The organism is Pseudomonas sp. AK106, from assembly GCF_053903055.1.
Window position 1 is genome coordinate 5,614,512 of sequence record NZ_CP096426.1, and the last position, 17,322, is coordinate 5,631,833.

At 55.0% G+C, this 17,322-nt stretch carries 11 protein-coding genes; 4 read left to right on the forward strand and 7 right to left on the reverse strand.

Annotation, left to right across the window (positions count from 1 at the left end):
- Positions 1-117: 117 nt before the first annotated feature.
- Together M1E04_RS24630 and M1E04_RS24635 are read right to left on the reverse strand one after the other, a co-directional pair.
- On the reverse strand, positions 118-1,494 hold the full coding sequence (locus M1E04_RS24630; RefSeq protein WP_103359858.1) for a heavy metal sensor histidine kinase: 1,377 nt from the start codon (positions 1,492-1,494) through the stop codon (positions 118-120).
- Positions 1,491-2,174 carry a heavy metal response regulator transcription factor gene (locus M1E04_RS24635; RefSeq protein WP_065990713.1) on the reverse strand — a complete coding sequence of 228 codons (684 nt, stop codon included), beginning with the start codon at positions 2,172-2,174 and terminating at the stop codon, positions 1,491-1,493. The genes M1E04_RS24630 and M1E04_RS24635 overlap by 4 nt, the downstream gene beginning before the upstream one ends.
- A gap of 602 nt (positions 2,175-2,776) precedes the next feature.
- Here M1E04_RS24635 and M1E04_RS24640 point away from each other — a divergent pair.
- Entirely contained in the window at positions 2,777-5,134 is a 2,358-nt protein-coding gene (locus M1E04_RS24640) for a heavy metal translocating P-type ATPase (RefSeq protein ID WP_103359859.1), read from the forward strand.
- Positions 5,135-5,342: 208 nt separating this feature from the next.
- Here M1E04_RS24640 and flgB read toward each other — a convergent pair whose 3' ends face one another.
- From flgB to M1E04_RS24660, 4 genes are all read right to left on the reverse strand, one after another.
- Positions 5,343-5,756: a flagellar basal body rod protein FlgB gene (flgB, locus tag M1E04_RS24645; protein WP_065990716.1), complete on the reverse strand. Its 414-nt coding sequence runs from the start codon at positions 5,754-5,756 to the stop codon at positions 5,343-5,345.
- 550 nt (positions 5,757-6,306) lie between these two features.
- On the reverse strand, positions 6,307-9,435 hold the full coding sequence (locus tag M1E04_RS24650) for an efflux RND transporter permease subunit (protein ID WP_103359860.1): 3,129 nt from the start codon (positions 9,433-9,435) through the stop codon (positions 6,307-6,309).
- On the reverse strand, positions 9,428-10,906 hold the full coding sequence (locus tag M1E04_RS24655) for an efflux RND transporter periplasmic adaptor subunit (RefSeq protein WP_236469354.1): 1,479 nt from the start codon (positions 10,904-10,906) through the stop codon (positions 9,428-9,430). Before M1E04_RS24655 ends, M1E04_RS24650 begins: the two co-directional genes overlap by 8 nt.
- Entirely contained in the window at positions 10,903-12,126 is a 1,224-nt protein-coding gene (locus tag M1E04_RS24660; RefSeq protein ID WP_236469353.1) for a TolC family protein, read from the reverse strand. The genes M1E04_RS24655 and M1E04_RS24660 overlap by 4 nt, the downstream gene beginning before the upstream one ends.
- Positions 12,127-12,866: 740 nt before the next feature.
- Here M1E04_RS24660 and M1E04_RS24665 point away from each other — a divergent pair.
- From M1E04_RS24665 to M1E04_RS24675, 3 genes are all read left to right on the forward strand, one after another.
- A complete protein-coding gene (locus M1E04_RS24665; RefSeq protein ID WP_236469355.1) occupies positions 12,867-13,097 on the forward strand; it encodes a heavy-metal-associated domain-containing protein in 231 nt (76 codons plus the stop codon).
- A gap of 48 nt (positions 13,098-13,145) precedes the next feature.
- Positions 13,146-13,592, forward strand: coding sequence for a DUF411 domain-containing protein (locus M1E04_RS24670; RefSeq protein ID WP_074294871.1), 447 nt, complete (start codon positions 13,146-13,148; stop codon positions 13,590-13,592).
- Between the two features lie 478 nt (positions 13,593-14,070).
- The gene (locus M1E04_RS24675; protein WP_236469352.1) at positions 14,071-15,939 is read left to right on the forward strand and encodes a sensor domain-containing diguanylate cyclase; all 1,869 of its coding nucleotides are present in this window, start codon (positions 14,071-14,073) and stop codon (positions 15,937-15,939) included.
- 862 nt (positions 15,940-16,801) lie between these two features.
- On the opposite strand, the gene M1E04_RS24680 is transcribed toward M1E04_RS24675, so the two are convergent.
- Positions 16,802-17,155 carry a DUF2790 domain-containing protein gene (locus tag M1E04_RS24680; RefSeq protein ID WP_074294864.1) on the reverse strand — a complete coding sequence of 118 codons (354 nt, stop codon included), beginning with the start codon at positions 17,153-17,155 and terminating at the stop codon, positions 16,802-16,804.
- Between the last annotated feature and the right edge of the window lie 167 nt (positions 17,156-17,322).

Sequence of the window (17,322 nt, forward strand, 5' to 3'; positions counted from 1 at the left end):
ACGAAAGCGTGGACCTTCCTGACTTCGAAGCCGCTCCAATTAAGGCCAGAGCCACCACCACCCGACAGGGTTGTCCTGCCACCGTGCGTTCCAAATTCCTAGGAGGCTGGGTAACGGTTACGCACGCAGGGCCGGCAGCTCAATCCGAAACGTCGTCTCTCCCTGGTCCGACACGCATTTAATATTTCCGCCGTGAGCCTCAACCAGAGAGCGGACAATTGCCAAGCCAAGGCCTGCATTGTTGGCACCACCTTCTCGTCGGGCCGGGTCCACACGGTAAAATCGGTCAAAGATACGGCTCCGATGCTGCTCCGGTATCTCTTCGCCTGGGTTTGTCACCTCTAGAGCAATAAAGCTGCCGTCAGGTTTAATCTGAACAACGATAGTGCTACCGATAGGTGTATAGCGCAGCGCATTTGATAAGAGGTTAGAGATGATCCTGTCCAACATCACTGGATCGCCTGAAATCAAGCCGCTTCCTGATACCTGGAGCTGTATCTGCTTTTCATCGGCAAGCAACTGGTAGTACTCAAAAAGCTTCTCAACCACGTCTCTTAGGTCGACTTTCTGCTGAGCGGGCAGAAGCAACCCGTTGTCCGACTTGGCCAAAAAAAGCATGCCGTCGATGATGTTGGAGAGCCGGTTGAGGTCCTCAAGATTTGAATACAGGTTTTCCTCATAGGCCTCTGGCGCCCGCTTTTTGGTAAGGATGACTTCCGTATGGGTCCGCAGATTGCTGATTGGGGTTCGCAGTTCGTGCGCAATGTCGGCAGAGAAATTAGAGAGCCGGACGAAGGACTCGTCCAACCGGGCCAGCATGGCATTGAACGAGGAGACCAGCTGTAACAGCTCTTTGGGCACTGGCTCAAGGGGGATGCGCTCCTTCAGCGACCGAGCCGACATTGCGGCAGCCGCGCGTGTTACTTGTTCAACCGGGCGTAGCCCATTGCGCGCTACCAGCCATCCCAACGCTGCGCTTACGATAGTGCTGACTACCAAACCGAGTACAAACCACCACTGCAGGGTTTCGAAAAAATGCATATGGCTGGTGACATCAAGGATCAGCCAGACGGTCACCGCTTGAGCCTGATGTACGGTTCGAACCGTAGCTTTCATGCCACGATACATGCGGCCAGCTTCCGACCATTCCGAGATGTTGTGCTCGGAGTCAGGCTCTATCCCCGGTGGCCTAATTGCATTAGGAGCCGAGAACAACACCACACCATCCTTGCCCATGATAATGGCGGACAGCTCCGGATGTGCACCAAGTAGCGCGCGTAGCTGAAGCTCAACGTCAGCTCCATCTATTGATCCTGACTTGCCGTCAAGGATTTGTGTCGTTGCTTCAAGCTTTTCCATTAGCGTTTGGCGATCCAGCTCCTTGAAATGATGCCGAGTGAGCTCGTTGACGCTAACCCCAGCGACGATCAGAACCGCGACCACGGCGCACACAAACATCAGACTAAGGCGCAGCGTTAGCGAGGCGCGCTTCATTCTGTATCCGGAGCATCAAGCATGTAGCCCATGCCGCGAGAGGTATGAATAAGCTTTGGGTCGAAACCATCATCGACTTTTGCTCGTAGTCTGCGAATGGCCACTTCAATCACGTTGGTATCGCTGTCAAAATTCATGTCCCAAACTTGGGACGCGATCAATGATTTAGGCAATACCTCACCCTGCCGCCGCATCAGAAGCTCCAGAAGAGAAAACTCTTTCGCGGTTAAATCGATGCGTTTACCTGAGCGTGTCGCCCGACGTTTGAGAAGATCAATCTCAAGGTCACTGATCTTTATGGTGTTTTGTTGAGGAGAGCTGTTTCCACGACGAAGCAAGCTTCTGACCCTGGCCAATAGTTCCGAAAATGCAAAGGGTTTCACTAGGTAATCGTCAGCCCCCAGCTCTAGTCCCTTCACCCGATCGTCAACACCATCACGGGCTGTTAGAAAAAGGACAGGAACTGCCTTGCCCGCGGCCCTGACCATCCTGATGACTTCCCAGCCGTCTAAGCCCGGCATCATGACGTCTAGAATCAGCAAATCGTAGTTGTCACCGAAAGCTTGGTGCAGGGCATCTGTACCCGTGACTACGCGGTCGACGCTGAAGCCTGCTTCCACGAGTCCTTGCTGGAGGTAGGTTCCAGTTTTTGGTTCATCTTCCGCTACCAAAATTCTCATGCTAGGTCCTCCTTGTAGGTCTACAGCTTCAGTGTGATCCAAAAGACCCAGAGATGGCGCAAGCTTACAGAAATGTAATGCAGCGAACAGGCTTCAGAAAGGAAGATGCGTCTATAGTCTTCACAGCTTTAGCCTTCGCCCGGATCGTTTGGCGTAAAGGGAGTCGGCTAGTGCTAATCGTGACCTCCACTCTAGGGCCCTTGCTCCTTGGTCTGTCGGCGCCGTTATGGCGCCGTTCTTTAATGCGCTCCCTAGATACGACCTGTTTCCCTCGCGGTCTCTCGCATAGGCCACCAGCCAATATCTGGAACGGTGAGTTCATCTGTGCGCCTGGCCAGCTTTTCAGGCAACGGGGCAAAAAAGCGAAGGCCCGAGCTAGCGATACGGCATCCCCGTTCTGATCCGTGTTGTCTGCTTGTGATTGCATATCCGGAATAGCGAGCTAGCATCGGAACGCTGACTGCACCGACAGGTCAGTTCTATCAAGGACTGCTGCTGTTAGCCGGCTCCGGTGGCTATAGAATCCAGGAAAATCTGCAGGCGCTACTACAAAGCACCAAGTGCATGTCTCCTGTACGAGCGCTGCGAAACAAGGATAGCTAATGGACACTGCTTCCCACCACAACCCTGAGCCTGAGCACGACCATGCAGCTCCGCTCCCTGAGGCCGGCCGACGTGATCCAGTCTGCGGTATGTCGGTTACGCCCTCGAGTGCATTCGTCGAGCATTACCACGGTCATCGCTATTTTTTTTGCAGTGACAACTGCCGGGTAAAGTTCCAGGCAGACCCTGAACGATACGCCCGCGATCATCGGGGCGCAGAGCCCACGAGTCCTTCAGGGCCTCCCGTAAAGGCGGGAAGTGACTTCACCTGTCCCATGCATCCAGAGGTAAGGCAATCAGGACCCGGCAATTGTCCTAAATGTGGCATGACACTAGAGCCGGTGATGCCTACGCTCGGTGAGGACGAAAATCTTGAGTTCCGGGATTTTAATCGCCGCTTTTGGTGGTCGCTTCCCTTGACCCTCATAGTCACGCTGCTCACGATGACAGCGCACTCGTTACAGCTCTTTCATGGCTCAGTCCAAAACTGGGTCGAGTTAGGCCTTGCGACGCCCGTAACCTTATGGGCCGGTTGGCCTTTTTTTATCAGAGCCATGACGTCTGTTTCAAATCGCAGTCCGAACATGTGGACTCTGATCGGGTTAGGCACCGCCGCAGCCTACCTCTATAGCGTCGCGGCAACGCTGTTCCCGCAAGTTTTTCCCAGCAATTTTATGCAAGATGGACGAATCGGCGTCTACTTCGAAGCAGCAGCCGTGATCATATCCCTCACCTTGCTTGGGCAGGTTCTTGAGCTTAAGGCGCGGTCGCAAACGTCCGCCGCCATCAAATCCTTGCTTGGTCTATCCCCCAAGACCGCTCGCAGGATCAATGCTGGTGGGCTAGAGGAAGATGTTCCGCTTGCCCACGTTCATTTAGGAGACCGTTTGAGGGTCAGGCCAGGTGAGAAGGTGCCGGTCGATGGCTCCGTATTAGAAGGAGAAAGTGCAGTAGACGAGTCCATGCTTACAGGCGAACCAGTCCCCGTAATGAAACGTGCTGGAGATAGCTTGATAGGCGCCACGCTAAACACACATGGAAGTATGGTCATGCAGGCCCAAAAGGTCGGGGCCGAAACCATGTTGTCTCAGATCGTGCAAATGGTCGCTCGGGCACAGCGCTCTAAAGCACCGATGCAGCGGATGGCTGATTCCATTGCCGGTTACTTTGTAATGGGCGTTATCTCTATCGCCGTCATGACGTTCATAGGCTGGGGTATCTTCGGCCCAGAGCCTAGCTGGGTTTTTGGTCTGATCAACGCTGTGGCTGTACTGATTATCGCGTGTCCCTGTGCGCTGGGACTTGCAACACCAATGTCCATCATGGTTTCGACTGGAAAGGCCGCCAGCCTAGGGGTGTTATTCAGGGATGCCAGCGCCATCGAGAACCTTTGTAAGATCGATACGCTGATCGTTGATAAAACGGGAACGCTAACGGAGGGGCGCCCAGTCTTTCACAGTGTCGAGGCCACACCTGACTTCGCCCCCCACGATGTTCTTCAATGGGCAGCTAGCCTTGATCAAGGCAGTGAGCATCCTTTGGCTCGTGCCATTGTCGATCACGCCCGAGCTGAAGCCATTCCGCTCACCAAGCCTGAATCTTTCGACTCGGGCTCTGGCGTTGGAGTGAGTGGCTTTGTAAATGGCAAGAGAATCCAATTGGGTAACAGTGCATTGATGAAATCAGCTGGCATTGACATCAAGGTGTTCCAAGAGCATTCGGAGTCATTGCGCACTCAAGGCATCAGCATCATGTATCTCGCGGTTAATGAGCTATTAGCAGGACTGTTAGCCGTATCAGACCCTCTTAAATCTACGTCCAAAGAAGCGGTCATCAAGCTCACCGCCGATAACGTAAAGATCATAATGGCTACTGGAGACGGACTTACCACCGCGCGAGCGGTTGCGAAGGAGCTCGGTATCGAAGAGGTTCATGGTGAAGTAAAACCTCAGGACAAAGAGCGCCTGGTTGCCGAACTTCAAAAAGATGGCCGAAAGGTTGCCATGGCTGGCGACGGAATTAACGACGCACCGGCTCTCGCTCGAGCGAATGTGGGAATCGCGATGGGAACAGGGACTGACATCGCAATGAATAGCGCACAGCTAACGCTGGTGAAAGGTGACCTGATGGGGATTGTACGGGCTCGGGCTCTTTCGGTCGCGACGGTAAGAAACATGCGGCAGAATCTTGGCTTCGCTCTGCTTTACAATTCAATGGGTATTCCCCTCGCTGCAGGTCTGCTCTATCCGCTGACAGGGCACCTTCTGTCGCCGATAATCGCTGCGCTAGCAATGAGCGTCAGCTCTGCATCTGTAGTTTTTAATGCGTTAAGGCTCAGAAGTGTCCGGGTTAGCTAGCGTCAATGCCGGGGCTGCCGGGGCTATAGCAGCGATAAGCCGCGCCTTAGATATGTCTCTCATTGTTTTGGGCGGCCGTTGCCTAGGGCAGATTATAGCGATCAAACACTGAAAGGGATGTTAGGCTTTAATGGCTCGCGCCTGTCAAGATGACGTAACTGCAGAGCTGCTGCCGAAGCAGTCTCCGCTACAGAGGCCGCGTAAGGAGTTAGTCCCCTCGCAGCACTTTGAGTAGACCTTTGAACGCTCCATTCAGCCTCGTGAAGGCGGCATCGAAATGAATCTGGTTTTCCGTGTATTTTGCAATCTCAATCTGTTGGTCAACTGTATTTTGATCAAGGGAAGGTTGGGTTGGGGTGCTGTACAATAAGTCATCACCGTACGATTCACTCGTCGATGTGTTTGTTGAGATATGCTTTTGACTGGTCGTGCGCAAAGACAGCGGATTGCCAAGACCTTGTTTGGTCTGGCTGGCGAGCACAGCAGAAAAGTCCAAGTCTCTGGCCTTGAAGTTTGGGGTATCGGCATTAACGATATTATTACTTAGCACTTCAGCTCTTCGACTGCGATAAGTTAAAGCTCTCTCCGCAGAGCCCAACGACTTTTCAAAACTAATACTCATTTTAATATCCTTCAGTTACGCTACGATTTAACGCAACAAGCCCTAGGGAAAACCCCAGAGCTCAGAAAATTAATTCGATCATGTGCCACTGCACTGCCTAGACGATACGCACCATTGCATCGGCTTCCAAGAGAAATATCGCAACCTTACATAATGGTAATGTTGAACGGCGCTTGCTGCTGAGGATGAGTCCTGTTCTTGTTTTCGTGGCCAGCTTCCCTCGAGTAGGCTCGCCTTGATTCTGTCTGAAAGCGGGCCGCGTTAGCCCAGCGAAACCTGCGCGTCGGTTCTGGCGGTTCTCACTATAAGGCTGACCAAGCAGAACCTCCGTTGCCTAAAGCTTGACAAGCGTATGTCCAAACGGCTGGGCGTTTCGCTCAGCCGTCAGCTTGGACTTCGCAAAGGCGTCGGTTTTGGTCGTTCGCTTCGGCACTGGTACCAGAAGAGCTCCATTGTTGGGATCATTGGGTACTGCCTGGGTGGCAGCTTGCTGGGCTTCATCAGTTAGGAAGCATCTCGGAGCGCCAAGCTGACCTCGGCGCAATCTGGACTAACGACGTGACGGGTTTCGCTTCATCAGCCAGTAGGCTGCGGGTAAAACCAGCATCGATAGCAGTGGCGCCGTTATCATGCCGCCGACCATCGGCGTCGCAATGCGCTTCATCACCTCCGAGCCGGTCCCGCTCGCCCAGAGAATGGGTAATAAGCCCGCGATGATCACCGCAACGGTCATTGCCTTGGGTCTTACCCGCAACACAGCACCCTCGCGAATGGATTCGAGCAAGGCGGTGCTGTCATCACGACCCGCATGGAGTCGAACCTGCCAGGCATTTTTCAAGTAGATCATCATGATCACGCCAAACTCGGCCGAGACCCCCGCCAAGGCGATGAAGCCTACCCCTGTCGCGACGGATAGGTTAAAGCCGAACCAATACAACAACCAGACCCCTCCCGAGAGGGCGAAAGGTAGAGTCGCCATGATCAGTAGCGCCTCGCTCACCCGGTTGAACGTGAGATACAGCAGGACGAAGATAATCAGCAATGTTGCCGGAACAACCCACGTCAGTCGTTCGTTGGCTCGCTCCAGAAATTCGAACTGCCCCGAATAAGAAATGGTCATCCCCTCGCTTGGCTTCACGGCCTCGCTAACGCGCTGCTGAAGCTCTCTGACCGTGGAAGCCAAATCCCTGCCTCGTACGTCGACATACACCCAACCGGACAATCGACCATTTTCACTGCGCAACATCGGAGGCCCGTCGCTCAGGCTGATATCCGCGACCATGCCCAATGTGATCTGCTGCCCCGCCGAAGTCAGGATGGGTAATTCACGCAAGGCGTTCGGTGTGTCACGCCATTCCCGGCCATACCGCAAATTGATGGGATAACGTGCTAGACCCTCCACGGTCTCGCCGATGTTGCTGCCACCGATGGCCCCTGACACAACGTCCTGAACGTCCTCTATGTTCATGCCATAGCGGGCAGCGGCCAGCCGATTTATCTTGATATCCACGTAGCGTCCGCCGGTAAGCCGCTCTGCCAATGCAGAGCTGACGCCAGGTACCTCTTTGGCGACGCCTTCGATTTGCCGAGCCACGCGATCGATTTCGGCCAGCGACGTGCCGGCGACTTTCACACCAATCGGGCTTTTGATTCCGGTCGCCAGCATGTCGATCCGATTGCGAATGGGTGGAACCCAGATATTCGAAAGTCCAGGGACTTTGACGGCGCTGTCCAATTCTTCGATCAGCTTGTCCATTGTCATGCCTGGCCGCCATTGATCCTTCGGTTTGAACTGCACCGTCGTCTCGAACATCTCTAACGGCGCAGGGTCGGTGGCCGTTTCGGCCCGCCCCGCCTTGCCAAAAACGCGTGAGACTTCCGGAACCGTGCGTATCAGGCGGTCGGTCTGCTGAAGAAGTTGCGTAGCTTTGCTTGCCGAAAGGCCGGGCAACGCGGACGGCATGTACAAGACATCGCCTTCATCCATTTGGGGCAAGAACTCACCGCCCAATTGGCTTAGAGGCCAGAGGCTGGACAGAAAGACGAGCAGCGCGAGCGACAACGTCAGTCTAGGCCAGGCCAATACAGCGTTGAGGACAGGGCGGTACGCCGCTATCAGCCATCTATTCAAGGGGTTTTGCTGTTCTGTGGGAATCCGACCGCGGATCCAATAGCCCATCAGCACCGGAACCAGAGTTATCGAGAGCCCTGCCGCAGCAGCCATCGCATAGGTCTTGGTAAACGCAAGCGGGCCAAAAAGACGTCCTTCCTGAGCCTGTAACGTGAAGACCGGCAAAAACGACAAGGTGATGATCAACAGGCTGAAGAACAAGGCGGGCCCGATTTCAGCCGCAGCGCCGGCAATGACAGCCCAATGCGCCTCTCCTTGAAGTTTCTCGTCAGGGTGGTTGTGCCTCCAGAGCTCGATATGCTTGTGCGCGTTCTCGATCATGACCACTGCCGCGTCAACCATTGCCCCGATCGCAATGGCAATCCCACCCAAGGACATGATGTTCGCGTTGATGCCCTGATACCGCATCACAATAAACGCAACCAGGATGCCCATCGGTAACGTGATGATGGCGACCAGAGAGGAGCGCAGGTGCCAGAGGAAGAGCAAGCAGACCAGTGCGACAACGCCAAATTCTTCCAGCAGTTTGTAGCTCAGGTTGTTAATAGCGCGATCGATCAGCTGCGAGCGGTCATAGGTCGTGACCAACTCCACGCCAGGCGGCAGGCTCGCCTTGAGGGTTTCGAGCTTATTCTTCACCGCTTGCAGAGCTTCGCGCGCATTTTTGCCGGAGCGCAGGATAACTACACCTCCGACAACTTCCCCTTCACCGTCCAGCTCAGCGACGCCGCGGCGCATTTCAGGACCTAGCTGAACGGTTGCCACTTGCCCAAGTAAAACCGGAACACCTGCGGCCGACGTTCGCAGAGGTACGCTTTTGAAGTCATTGAGGCTTTGAAGATAACCCGACGCTCTAACCATGTACTCGCGCTCGCCCATTTCAAGCACTGCACCGCCGGTCTCCTGGTTGGCCCTGCGAAGGGCCTGCTCGACGTCTTGTTGAGTGACGCGGTAAGCGACCAGCTTCTGAGGGTCCATCACAACCTGGTATTGCTTGACCATGCCGCCCAGCGTTGCGACTTCGGCCACATTGGGTAGCGTCTTGAGCTCGTACTTTAAAAACCAGTCCTGAATGGAGCGCAGTTGGGAAAGATCATGCGTGCCGGTACGGTCAACCAATGCGTATTGATAGATCCACCCTACGCCTGTTGCATCTGGGCCTAGCGTGCTTACGACGCCTTTGGGCATACGGTCCTGGGCTTGATTAAGGTATTCCAGCACGCGTGATCGCGCCCAGTAGGGGTCAGTGCCGTCTTCGAAGAGCACATAGACGAAGGAGTCTCCAAAGAACGAGTAGCCCCGAACGGTCTTGGCGCCCGGAACCGAAAGCATGGTCGTCGTTAAAGGATAAGTGACCTGACTTTCAATAATCTGGGGAGCTTGCCCTGGATAACTGGTACGGATGATGACTTGGGTATCTGAAAGGTCCGGCAAGGCATCCATCGGCGTACTGCGCAGGGACCAAATTCCCCCGACCCCAAGGAACAAGGTGACCAATAGCACCAGAACGCGGTTGCCGATGGACCAGCGAATGAGGCGCTCAATCATTTCCGTGCTCCTTGCGGGTCAACCGTTCAACCAACAGTCCCGCGTCGGTTTTCGAGACAGCGATATCGACGTGGTCGCCAACCCGCAAACCGTCCAGTAGCTCCGGCTTGGCTAAAGGAAAGGACATCGTCATGCCCGGCATCCCCAAGGTAGGAAATGGCCCGTGCTTCAGGGTCACGCTGTCCTTATCGAGATCGATGATTTCTCCTACGGACATATGTAGTTCGCGTCGTTCACGCGGCTCGGATTCGCTTGGTTCGGCGCGAGTCAGTAGCCCCTGCAAGCTGGCCTCGGAATCCAGCAAGAACTGGCCAGAGCTTACAACCGCCTGCCCTTCGGACAAGCCTGACAGTACTTGCGTCTTACCGTCGGCCTCCAGGCCGATGCCAATCTCTTGTGGTCTATAACGCCCCTCTGATTCCGCGAGCATGACCAGCGTCCGTTTGCCGGTGCGGATGACGGACTCGGATGGAATCAACAAAGTTTGTTCCTGACCAGACGCCCCCAATCGGACGGAGGCGAACATCCCGGGTCGAAGTCGGCCATCGGCATTGGCCAGCTCACTGCGTACGGTCACGGTCCTGGTGATGTTGTCTGCGGAGGGCAGAATGCCAATGACTTTGCCCGCTAAGGTCTGCCCTGGAAACGCTGCGAGCGTCGCAATCACCTTGGACCCCAGCTGAACATTACCGAGGGCCGCCTCGGGGATCGCAGCGTCGAGCCAAACGGTGGAGAGCCCGTTAATCTTCGCAAGGTCCTGCCCTTTGGAAACAGACATGCCGACCTGCAACCCCAATGACTGAAGCTCGCCAGCCATTGGGGTGACGATTGTATGCACCGCAACAGGTTTTTCTGAGCGTTGCACCTGATTGATCACTGATTGAGGCATGCCCAAAAGACGTAAGCGCTCGCGAGAGGCTTGAATCAACTCATGATCGCCGGTCTGTTTCACCGCAATGAATTCAAGCTGGGCGGCGGACCATTCCGGAATGAGGAGGTCAGCCAAAGGAGCGCCTGCTGGAAGAACATCCCCGGCGGCGCGGCCGTAAACCTTTTCCACGTAGCCACTCGAGCGAGCCTGGAGTGTCGCTATCTCCCGCTGGTTATAAGCAACGGATGCTACCGCGTCCGTGGCTGAATCAATGATCCCAAGCGTTACCTTCGCTGTGCGAATACCTAGGTTCTGTACGACTTGCGAAGGGACCGCGAGTGTTCGGCTATCTTCAGCACCGCCGGCATATTTCGGGACAAGCTCCATATCCATGAAAGGCGAACGCCCAGGCTTATCAAAATGCTGGTCAGGTTTCATTGGGTCATACCAGTAGATGACCTTCGCAGTGTCTGGCATTGACACTGAAGGCGTGCTGCCTGGCGCCGGATCGCTGGGCTTGCCCATCAGATAGCCGGCGGTGACTCCCGCCATCAGCAGCCCAGCTCCGACCATGGGTAACACGATGCTGGAAGGCCTCATTTCAAAGCCTCCACGTACGCAAAGTAGAGGTTGGAACTCAGCTCATGCAGCTTCCTTTGCTGCTCGACCCGCCGCAGCCGTGCCTCAATCAATGCCCTGCGAGCTTCGATAACCGCACTCAGCTGACCGGTGCCGGCTTTATAGCTGGCCGTCTCCAGCGCAACCCGCTTACTGGCCAGAGGTATGTAGGTTGCTTCGTTTCGCTCCAGCGCTTTACGGACCTGGCTGACCTCGGCTAATCCGCTTTCAAGCTCGGCCTCATGGTTGCGCAGGATTACTTCCTGTTGTGCCTCCATCTGAGCAACATTTTGCTGCTTGGCGTGGATACGAGGCCCTTGTCGAGACCCAACGAAGATTGGAAGGTCGAAGGTGAACTGCAGGCTTACCATGTCGCCGAAGCGGTTATCGCGATTGCCATAGACAAACTCGACTCCCCAGTCTGGCTTCTTTGCAGCAATGGCCTCGTCGAGCTCAGCGTTCGCTTCAGTGACCCGAGCGCTAGCAGCTTGCAGATCTGGATGAGCCGACAGGCTGCGGTGAGCGGGATGAGTATTCAGATCAAAAGCCGGCGCAGTTCCTGAGAGTTGAAGATCAGCGTCGGGACCTATATACCGCCGTAGCTTGGCGCGAGCTATGGCAACATCACGGGCCAGTTCGTCCCGGCGGTCCTCCAGCGCAAGCATTTCTTGGCGAACTTGTATGAGGTCCGCTGCCCTTGAGCTACCCCCCGCCACCTGAGCGGGCAGGGTTGAAAGCTGAACGCCAATCTGCTTCTGCATCTCATCAAACAGATCAACCGTCTGTTGGGCATAGAAAACATCAAGCCAGCCCAAGGCCGCCTGGCGCTTGGTCTCAAGCACCGTCGCACGCTGCTCCGCTTGTGTACGGCCTACGGCTGCCTGGGCGAAGCGGCGTCGGGCATCGCGCTTGTCGCTGTTGGGAAATTCCTGCATCAGCCCAACACGGCGCATCGTCATGGAGTCACGGTCAAGTGAGTATCGGTCCTGGCCCTCGATAGGCAGATTATCGACGCCCAGAATTAGCTTGGGGTCAGGTAACGCTCCAGCGGGCACGACTGATTCTTGTGCTGACTGCACCTGAGCCAGCCCCGCGAGGTTTTCTGGAGCGGTCAACTCAGCCAGCTGTTGCGCGCGTTCAAACGTCAGGTCCGCGGCAGGGGTCCGCAGCGAATATAGGCAAAGCAGAAGCATCGCCAACATGCTTGCGTGCCGTCGATGTGCAGGTAGAAGAGCAGGCATGAACAGCCTCCAATGCAAAGGTCAGCGCCGCCGCTGAAAAGATAGCGGCAACGATTACGTACCCTCCAGAGGATACGATTCGGACATAGGCATCAGGCTAAACGGGGCGGGCGCCAGAAATCAGCGAGGACCCGCTGTACCGTGAGAGCGAAGTAGGTCAACTGCGGAAGGGGGCGTATCGGTGCAAGATTTTGGGCAGGATTGATCTGCACCATAGCGCTGCTTTTACAGTCCTGTCCGGGTTTGCAAACGGACTTATGATCAATGGACGCCGAGTCACCCATGTCTGCGCAGGGCTCGTCCGCCAGGGCGTGCTGTGCACCATCCATCATTGTCTGCATCGGGCACGGTTCGGCAGGCATGACTGCGCCCACGCTTGCGAATGCCGGAAGAATGAGGGTAAAAATCATGAACACAGCCAGTGCGAAGCGGGACATGTAGGTCAATCGGATCTCGGTGAGTTACAGCATCGGTGTCAACGAGCACTATCGAAACACAACGTGACGCAATATCCCAGTTTCGATCGCACAAGCTTACAAAATTGTAATCGAGAGCGACCAGGCATAACGCTTAAGCTACTGCTTGCTGACGGGGCTTGACCTTGACACGCTGTCAAGGTCAAAGATGGGTTACTGGTCAGGAGAGTTCTGACCACGACTGAGGGTTTCGTCATGGGTACAACCGAATTAACGGTACAAGGCATGAGCTGCGGCGCATGCGTTAAGCATGTCAAAGCTGCGCTGGTGACTGTGGCAGGAGTCGTAGATGTAACAGTCGAGCTGAAAACCGGGCAGGTATCGGTCAGCGGATCTCCTGACGAACAAAGCCTGGTAAATGCCCTGAATGAAGCTGGATACCCCGCTGAGTTGGCTGTCGCGGTCCGTGATTCCACTCCCAGCGCTCAGACAGGCCGCGGCTGCTGCTGTCGTTAAAATTATCGAAAACTGAGCGGCAAACGCCGGCTCCATATAAGGAATGTCATGGCCAACCTACGGCTAACGCTTGTTGCAGCACTTTTTTTTGCAGGCGCGGCAAATGCCGCGGATACGTTGACACTCGACGTGCACCGCGACGCCAATTGCAGCTGCTGCAAGGCTTGGATCAAACATCTTGAAGCCAATGGCTTCAAGATCAACGATCATGTTGAAAGCAACATGAGTGCCGTTAAGCAGAGCCTCGGTGTGCCGCAAGGACTGGCCTCCTGCCACACCGCGGTGATTGATGGAAAGTTCATCGAAGGCCATGTGCCTGCCGCACAGATCAAGGACCTGCGCGGTCGTCAGGACCTGGTGGGCATTGCAGTCCCCGGAATGCCTATGGGCTCGCCAGGAATGGAAAATGGCCAAACGTCACAGGCTTACGACGTTGTCGGTCTGAGCAAGGCAGGAGCACAGGTGGTCGTGGCGAGCTATCCAGCGAACAAGTGAGCAGCAGTCGAATTGATGTATCTCCAACTGCATGGGGCCAGTCGGGCTGTATTCGGACCGCCAATCAATGAGCCAGTAGACCACGACCAGACATTGTTCGCTTCGAGCAATGAAGGCGAGAATGCCCGCACATTTTGGGGGTGCATGGGCCCTGAGATGATATGGCACTGTGCTCGGGCGGACTTGACCACTTCTTCAATTCGGCTTGGTATGGCATTTGCGCTGACTTGACCAGACGCATCGTACCCTTGACGGGCCGAAAGCAGCCTGTTGCAAAGTGGTGCAGCAGACCTATACGGCTGGTGCAGCATCTCCCATGCTCGAGTCATTCAGCGTTCACTTGCAAACTAAAAACCGAAGCTTGGGTCGGTCAACGGTGCAGCGCTCGCCGGAGAGTCGGGACTACAAATTCTCAGGCAAGCGACCGAAAGTCTTGGAACGCGCGTCCGGACGGGGTCACCAAAAGGATCATATCGCAATGCTGATTGCCCCTTACCCGGTTAACGAGGAGGCGCGGCTGGAGTTTCTCCGCAGCCTGGATGTTCTGGATACAGCTACCGAGGAGACATTCGACCGGTTCACCCGAGTCCTGGCCGAGTTGTTGCAGGTGCCCACCGCGTTGATATCGCTGGTTGAGGCCGACAAGCAATGGTTCAAGTCCAAGGTGGGACTGGATACTTGCGAAACCTCGCGGGATATTGCGTTCTGTGCCCATGCCCTGCATGCAGAGGGCTCTCTGGTCGTCGAGGACGCGGCCACAGATGTCAGGTTTCACGACAACCCTCTTGTTGTCGGAGCGCCCTTTATTCGATTTTACGCCGGCATCCCTCTTCGCTCCAGCGAAGGCTATGTAGTAGGCACCCTGTGCGCGATTGACCATCGCCCAAGGTTGATTACTCAAAGCACCCTCACAGCTATGAAAGATCTGGCCCGGGCGGTCGAGCGAGAATTGTTTCATCGCAGCATGTCCGGCCAGGCCCGGACAATCTATGATGATGAGCGTCGCGCTCGGTCATTGAGTGAAACAAGGTTCGCTACAGTTTTTCAAGAAACTCCGACAGGGAAGGCCATCGTCGATCTGGACGGGCGATTTTCAGTCGTTAATCCTAAATTTTGCGAGATAACGGGTTATTCGTCAGACGAGCTTCTGAGCAAGACGTTTCAGGAAATCACTCACGCGGACGATATCCAGCAGGATCTGGCCTTGGTTGCGGATCTCATCAACGGCTGTCGCAAGAACTACTCGTTGGAAAAGCGTTATGTGCGCAAGGATGGATCACTTGTTTGGGTCGACTTGAGCGTCGCGATCCTGCGAGAGGCCGCGGGTGCGCCCCTGCATCTTATCGCGGTGATCCTGGATATCACCACGCGTAAGCACAGCGAGGAGTTGATACTGAATCATCAGCACGAACTAGAGCAGCGCGTAGTTGAGCGAACCGTTGACCTTGTGAGAAGTCAGGAAACCCTTCGATCCATCGCTGACAACGTGCCTATGTTGATCGCGCAGGTGGATTCGGAGTTGCGCTATGTTTTTAATAACGCCAGATACAAGGAGATTTTCAATGTCGATCCGTTGTCGCTGCGAGGAAAGTCTGTCCAGACTGTCCTGAAGCCTGCGGTTTACGAGGAACTTTTGCCGTATTTCGACCGTGCCCTAGCGGGCGATCGCAGCACTCGGGACGACATTCGCTACGACGATCTTGACGGCCGGATTTGGCGCGCCACCTACATACCCGACGTGCGTGACGGAGCCATCGTTGGATTCTTCGTCATGTCTCTGGACGTCACTGAACAAAAGCGGAAAGAGAAATCGCTCCCAGACAGGGCCTTGCTCGATCACTTGACCGGTTTGCCTAACCGCGCGGCCCTGAGGGAAAAACTCAGCGAGGCCGTCGACTCAGCAGAGCGAGGCCTGGCTGATTTTTCGGTTTTTTTCCTCGATCTCGATGGCTTCAAAAGGGTCAACGATGAGTATGGTCACGACCTTGGCGATGAACTCTTATGCCAGGTATCCGAACGGCTTCGTCAAAAAGTGCGTCAGCACGATACTGTGTGCCGCTTGGCGGGCGATGAGTTTGTCGTGATTGCGTCAGGCGCCAAGGCTCAGGACACTTGCGAACGAATCGCTGCTGCTATGTGCGCAACCCTCGCGCAGCCTTTTCACCTGCGTGGGCATACGGTAAAGATCGGCACGAGCGTGGGGGTCACGGTCTGCCCGGCCTACGCGTTGACCACACCGGAGCAATTGTTAGCAAGTGCTGACGCGGCCATGTACGTGGCCAAGCGCGCGGGACGCAACTGTTATCGCTTCGCCCCAGCGGTATGGAGCAGGAGGGGTCATGCTTAAAAGCGTCAACAGAAGTGCACTGTGAGGACCCCGGCTGGTGACCATGTCCAGTGACAATGCCATCGGCCGTGCCCGTCTGATGTTCGCGCTGATCAGAACGAGCGGCACCGAGGCTGCGGCCGAACCAAACACGCTCCCGCTCAAGCTTTATCGTCTCGCTGTACAACTGCAGCCTGATCAATCGTGCGCAGCTTGAAGACTCACGGTCGAGGCCAAGCTGGCGTTGAGCGGTCGGACGTCATTCAAAGGCAGCTGAGCAGGCTTCAGGTAACTGATGCTATATCGGACTTGATAAGGGCGCGGGGTTTCTTAGCGGAGTTGGCAACCAACTATCACTATAGTGGCAGCCGGTTAAGCGTAAGGTAATTTTTTTGCATACGAGAACCGGCCGCGCGAAGATGACGAGGTCATCATCCCTTCCGTGGCGAAGGCCACCTTGTCCAGGAAAGGCTGGGCCAGCGCGCTGGGCGATTCCCCAAGACGATCGCGTGGGTTGCGTGCTCTGCGGCAACGCCCAGTGTACAAGCGACGGCCGGAGCCGTTCGCGCACATAAGGGCGGCAAGAATCATGGCAATTTTGCCCAGCATCCTTGGATCAACTCCTGATTCAGCTGCCCCGGTTGCCCAACGGGCCGGAGTAGATGGCGGATCTGATCTATAACGTTCTAGCCGACGTGACGCTTACCGGGGCGATTCACTGAGCGCTTGTCAAGTTCACGCACCGCTTGTTATGCCGTTACCTTTAAAATTCTGAAAGAGTTCTAAGGGATGTAACCGTATCAGTGCGAGTTTGGTTTCCAACATCGTTAGCAGCGCAATTAATAGAACGTTAAGCTCAACTACCGAACCCGACGGCTAAACATCAGTGTGCATTAGTGCAGTTGTTGGGCAGCATAACGTATTCAAGAATTTTGATATTGCCATTACTATCCTCGTAATTCATTTGTGCCGGCATCACGCCGCAGTTGCCAAAAGCGAGACGGCTTCCCTTGGCTGAAGTCGTACCTAATACTTTAGCAATATCTGCCTTGAAGCCATATTGATAATGAATCACCTCAGGTTGACCCTTTCCTTTAGATTGGGCGTATTTTTCCATAGACTTTTCGTTGGCTCTGATCATTTCGCCATAGACTGGGTCGTTTCGACCATCAGCGGATGCAAAAGAAGTCACGAAGGCAAAGCACAACGCAAGTGAAAGGGAGGCAAGGTTGTTCATTTTACAAATCTCCATGTGCATATGTTTGTATGGAGACTATAACGACAGAAAGCTGTCGTTAATGTGAGCTCAAAGTTACATTTCAGTAAGTCTGATGACAGCGAACTATGCCTAAAATGCGGAAGGCCCTTTTCGGGAAGAAAAGGGCCTTGAGGATGACCAGGGCC

What these genes read in the sequence shown, in the direction of transcription:
- M1E04_RS24630 (WP_103359858.1), bottom strand. Translation starts at nt 1,494, where the DNA reads ATGAAGCGCGCCTCGCTAACGCTGCGCCTTAGTCTGATGTTTGTGTGC.
- M1E04_RS24635 (WP_065990713.1), bottom strand. Translation starts at nt 2,174, where the DNA reads ATGAGAATTTTGGTAGCGGAAGATGAACCAAAAACTGGAACCTACCTC.
- M1E04_RS24640 (WP_103359859.1), top strand. Translation starts at nt 2,777, where the DNA reads ATGGACACTGCTTCCCACCACAACCCTGAGCCTGAGCACGACCATGCA.
- flgB (WP_065990716.1), bottom strand. Translation starts at nt 5,756, where the DNA reads ATGAGTATTAGTTTTGAAAAGTCGTTGGGCTCTGCGGAGAGAGCTTTA.
- M1E04_RS24650 (WP_103359860.1), bottom strand. Translation starts at nt 9,435, where the DNA reads ATGATTGAGCGCCTCATTCGCTGGTCCATCGGCAACCGCGTTCTGGTG.
- M1E04_RS24655 (WP_236469354.1), bottom strand. Translation starts at nt 10,906, where the DNA reads ATGAGGCCTTCCAGCATCGTGTTACCCATGGTCGGAGCTGGGCTGCTG.
- M1E04_RS24660 (WP_236469353.1), bottom strand. Translation starts at nt 12,126, where the DNA reads ATGTTGGCGATGCTTCTGCTTTGCCTATATTCGCTGCGGACCCCTGCC.
- M1E04_RS24665 (WP_236469355.1), top strand. Translation starts at nt 12,867, where the DNA reads ATGAGCTGCGGCGCATGCGTTAAGCATGTCAAAGCTGCGCTGGTGACT.
- M1E04_RS24670 (WP_074294871.1), top strand. Translation starts at nt 13,146, where the DNA reads ATGGCCAACCTACGGCTAACGCTTGTTGCAGCACTTTTTTTTGCAGGC.
- M1E04_RS24675 (WP_236469352.1), top strand. Translation starts at nt 14,071, where the DNA reads ATGCTGATTGCCCCTTACCCGGTTAACGAGGAGGCGCGGCTGGAGTTT.
- M1E04_RS24680 (WP_074294864.1), bottom strand. Translation starts at nt 17,155, where the DNA reads ATGAACAACCTTGCCTCCCTTTCACTTGCGTTGTGCTTTGCCTTCGTG.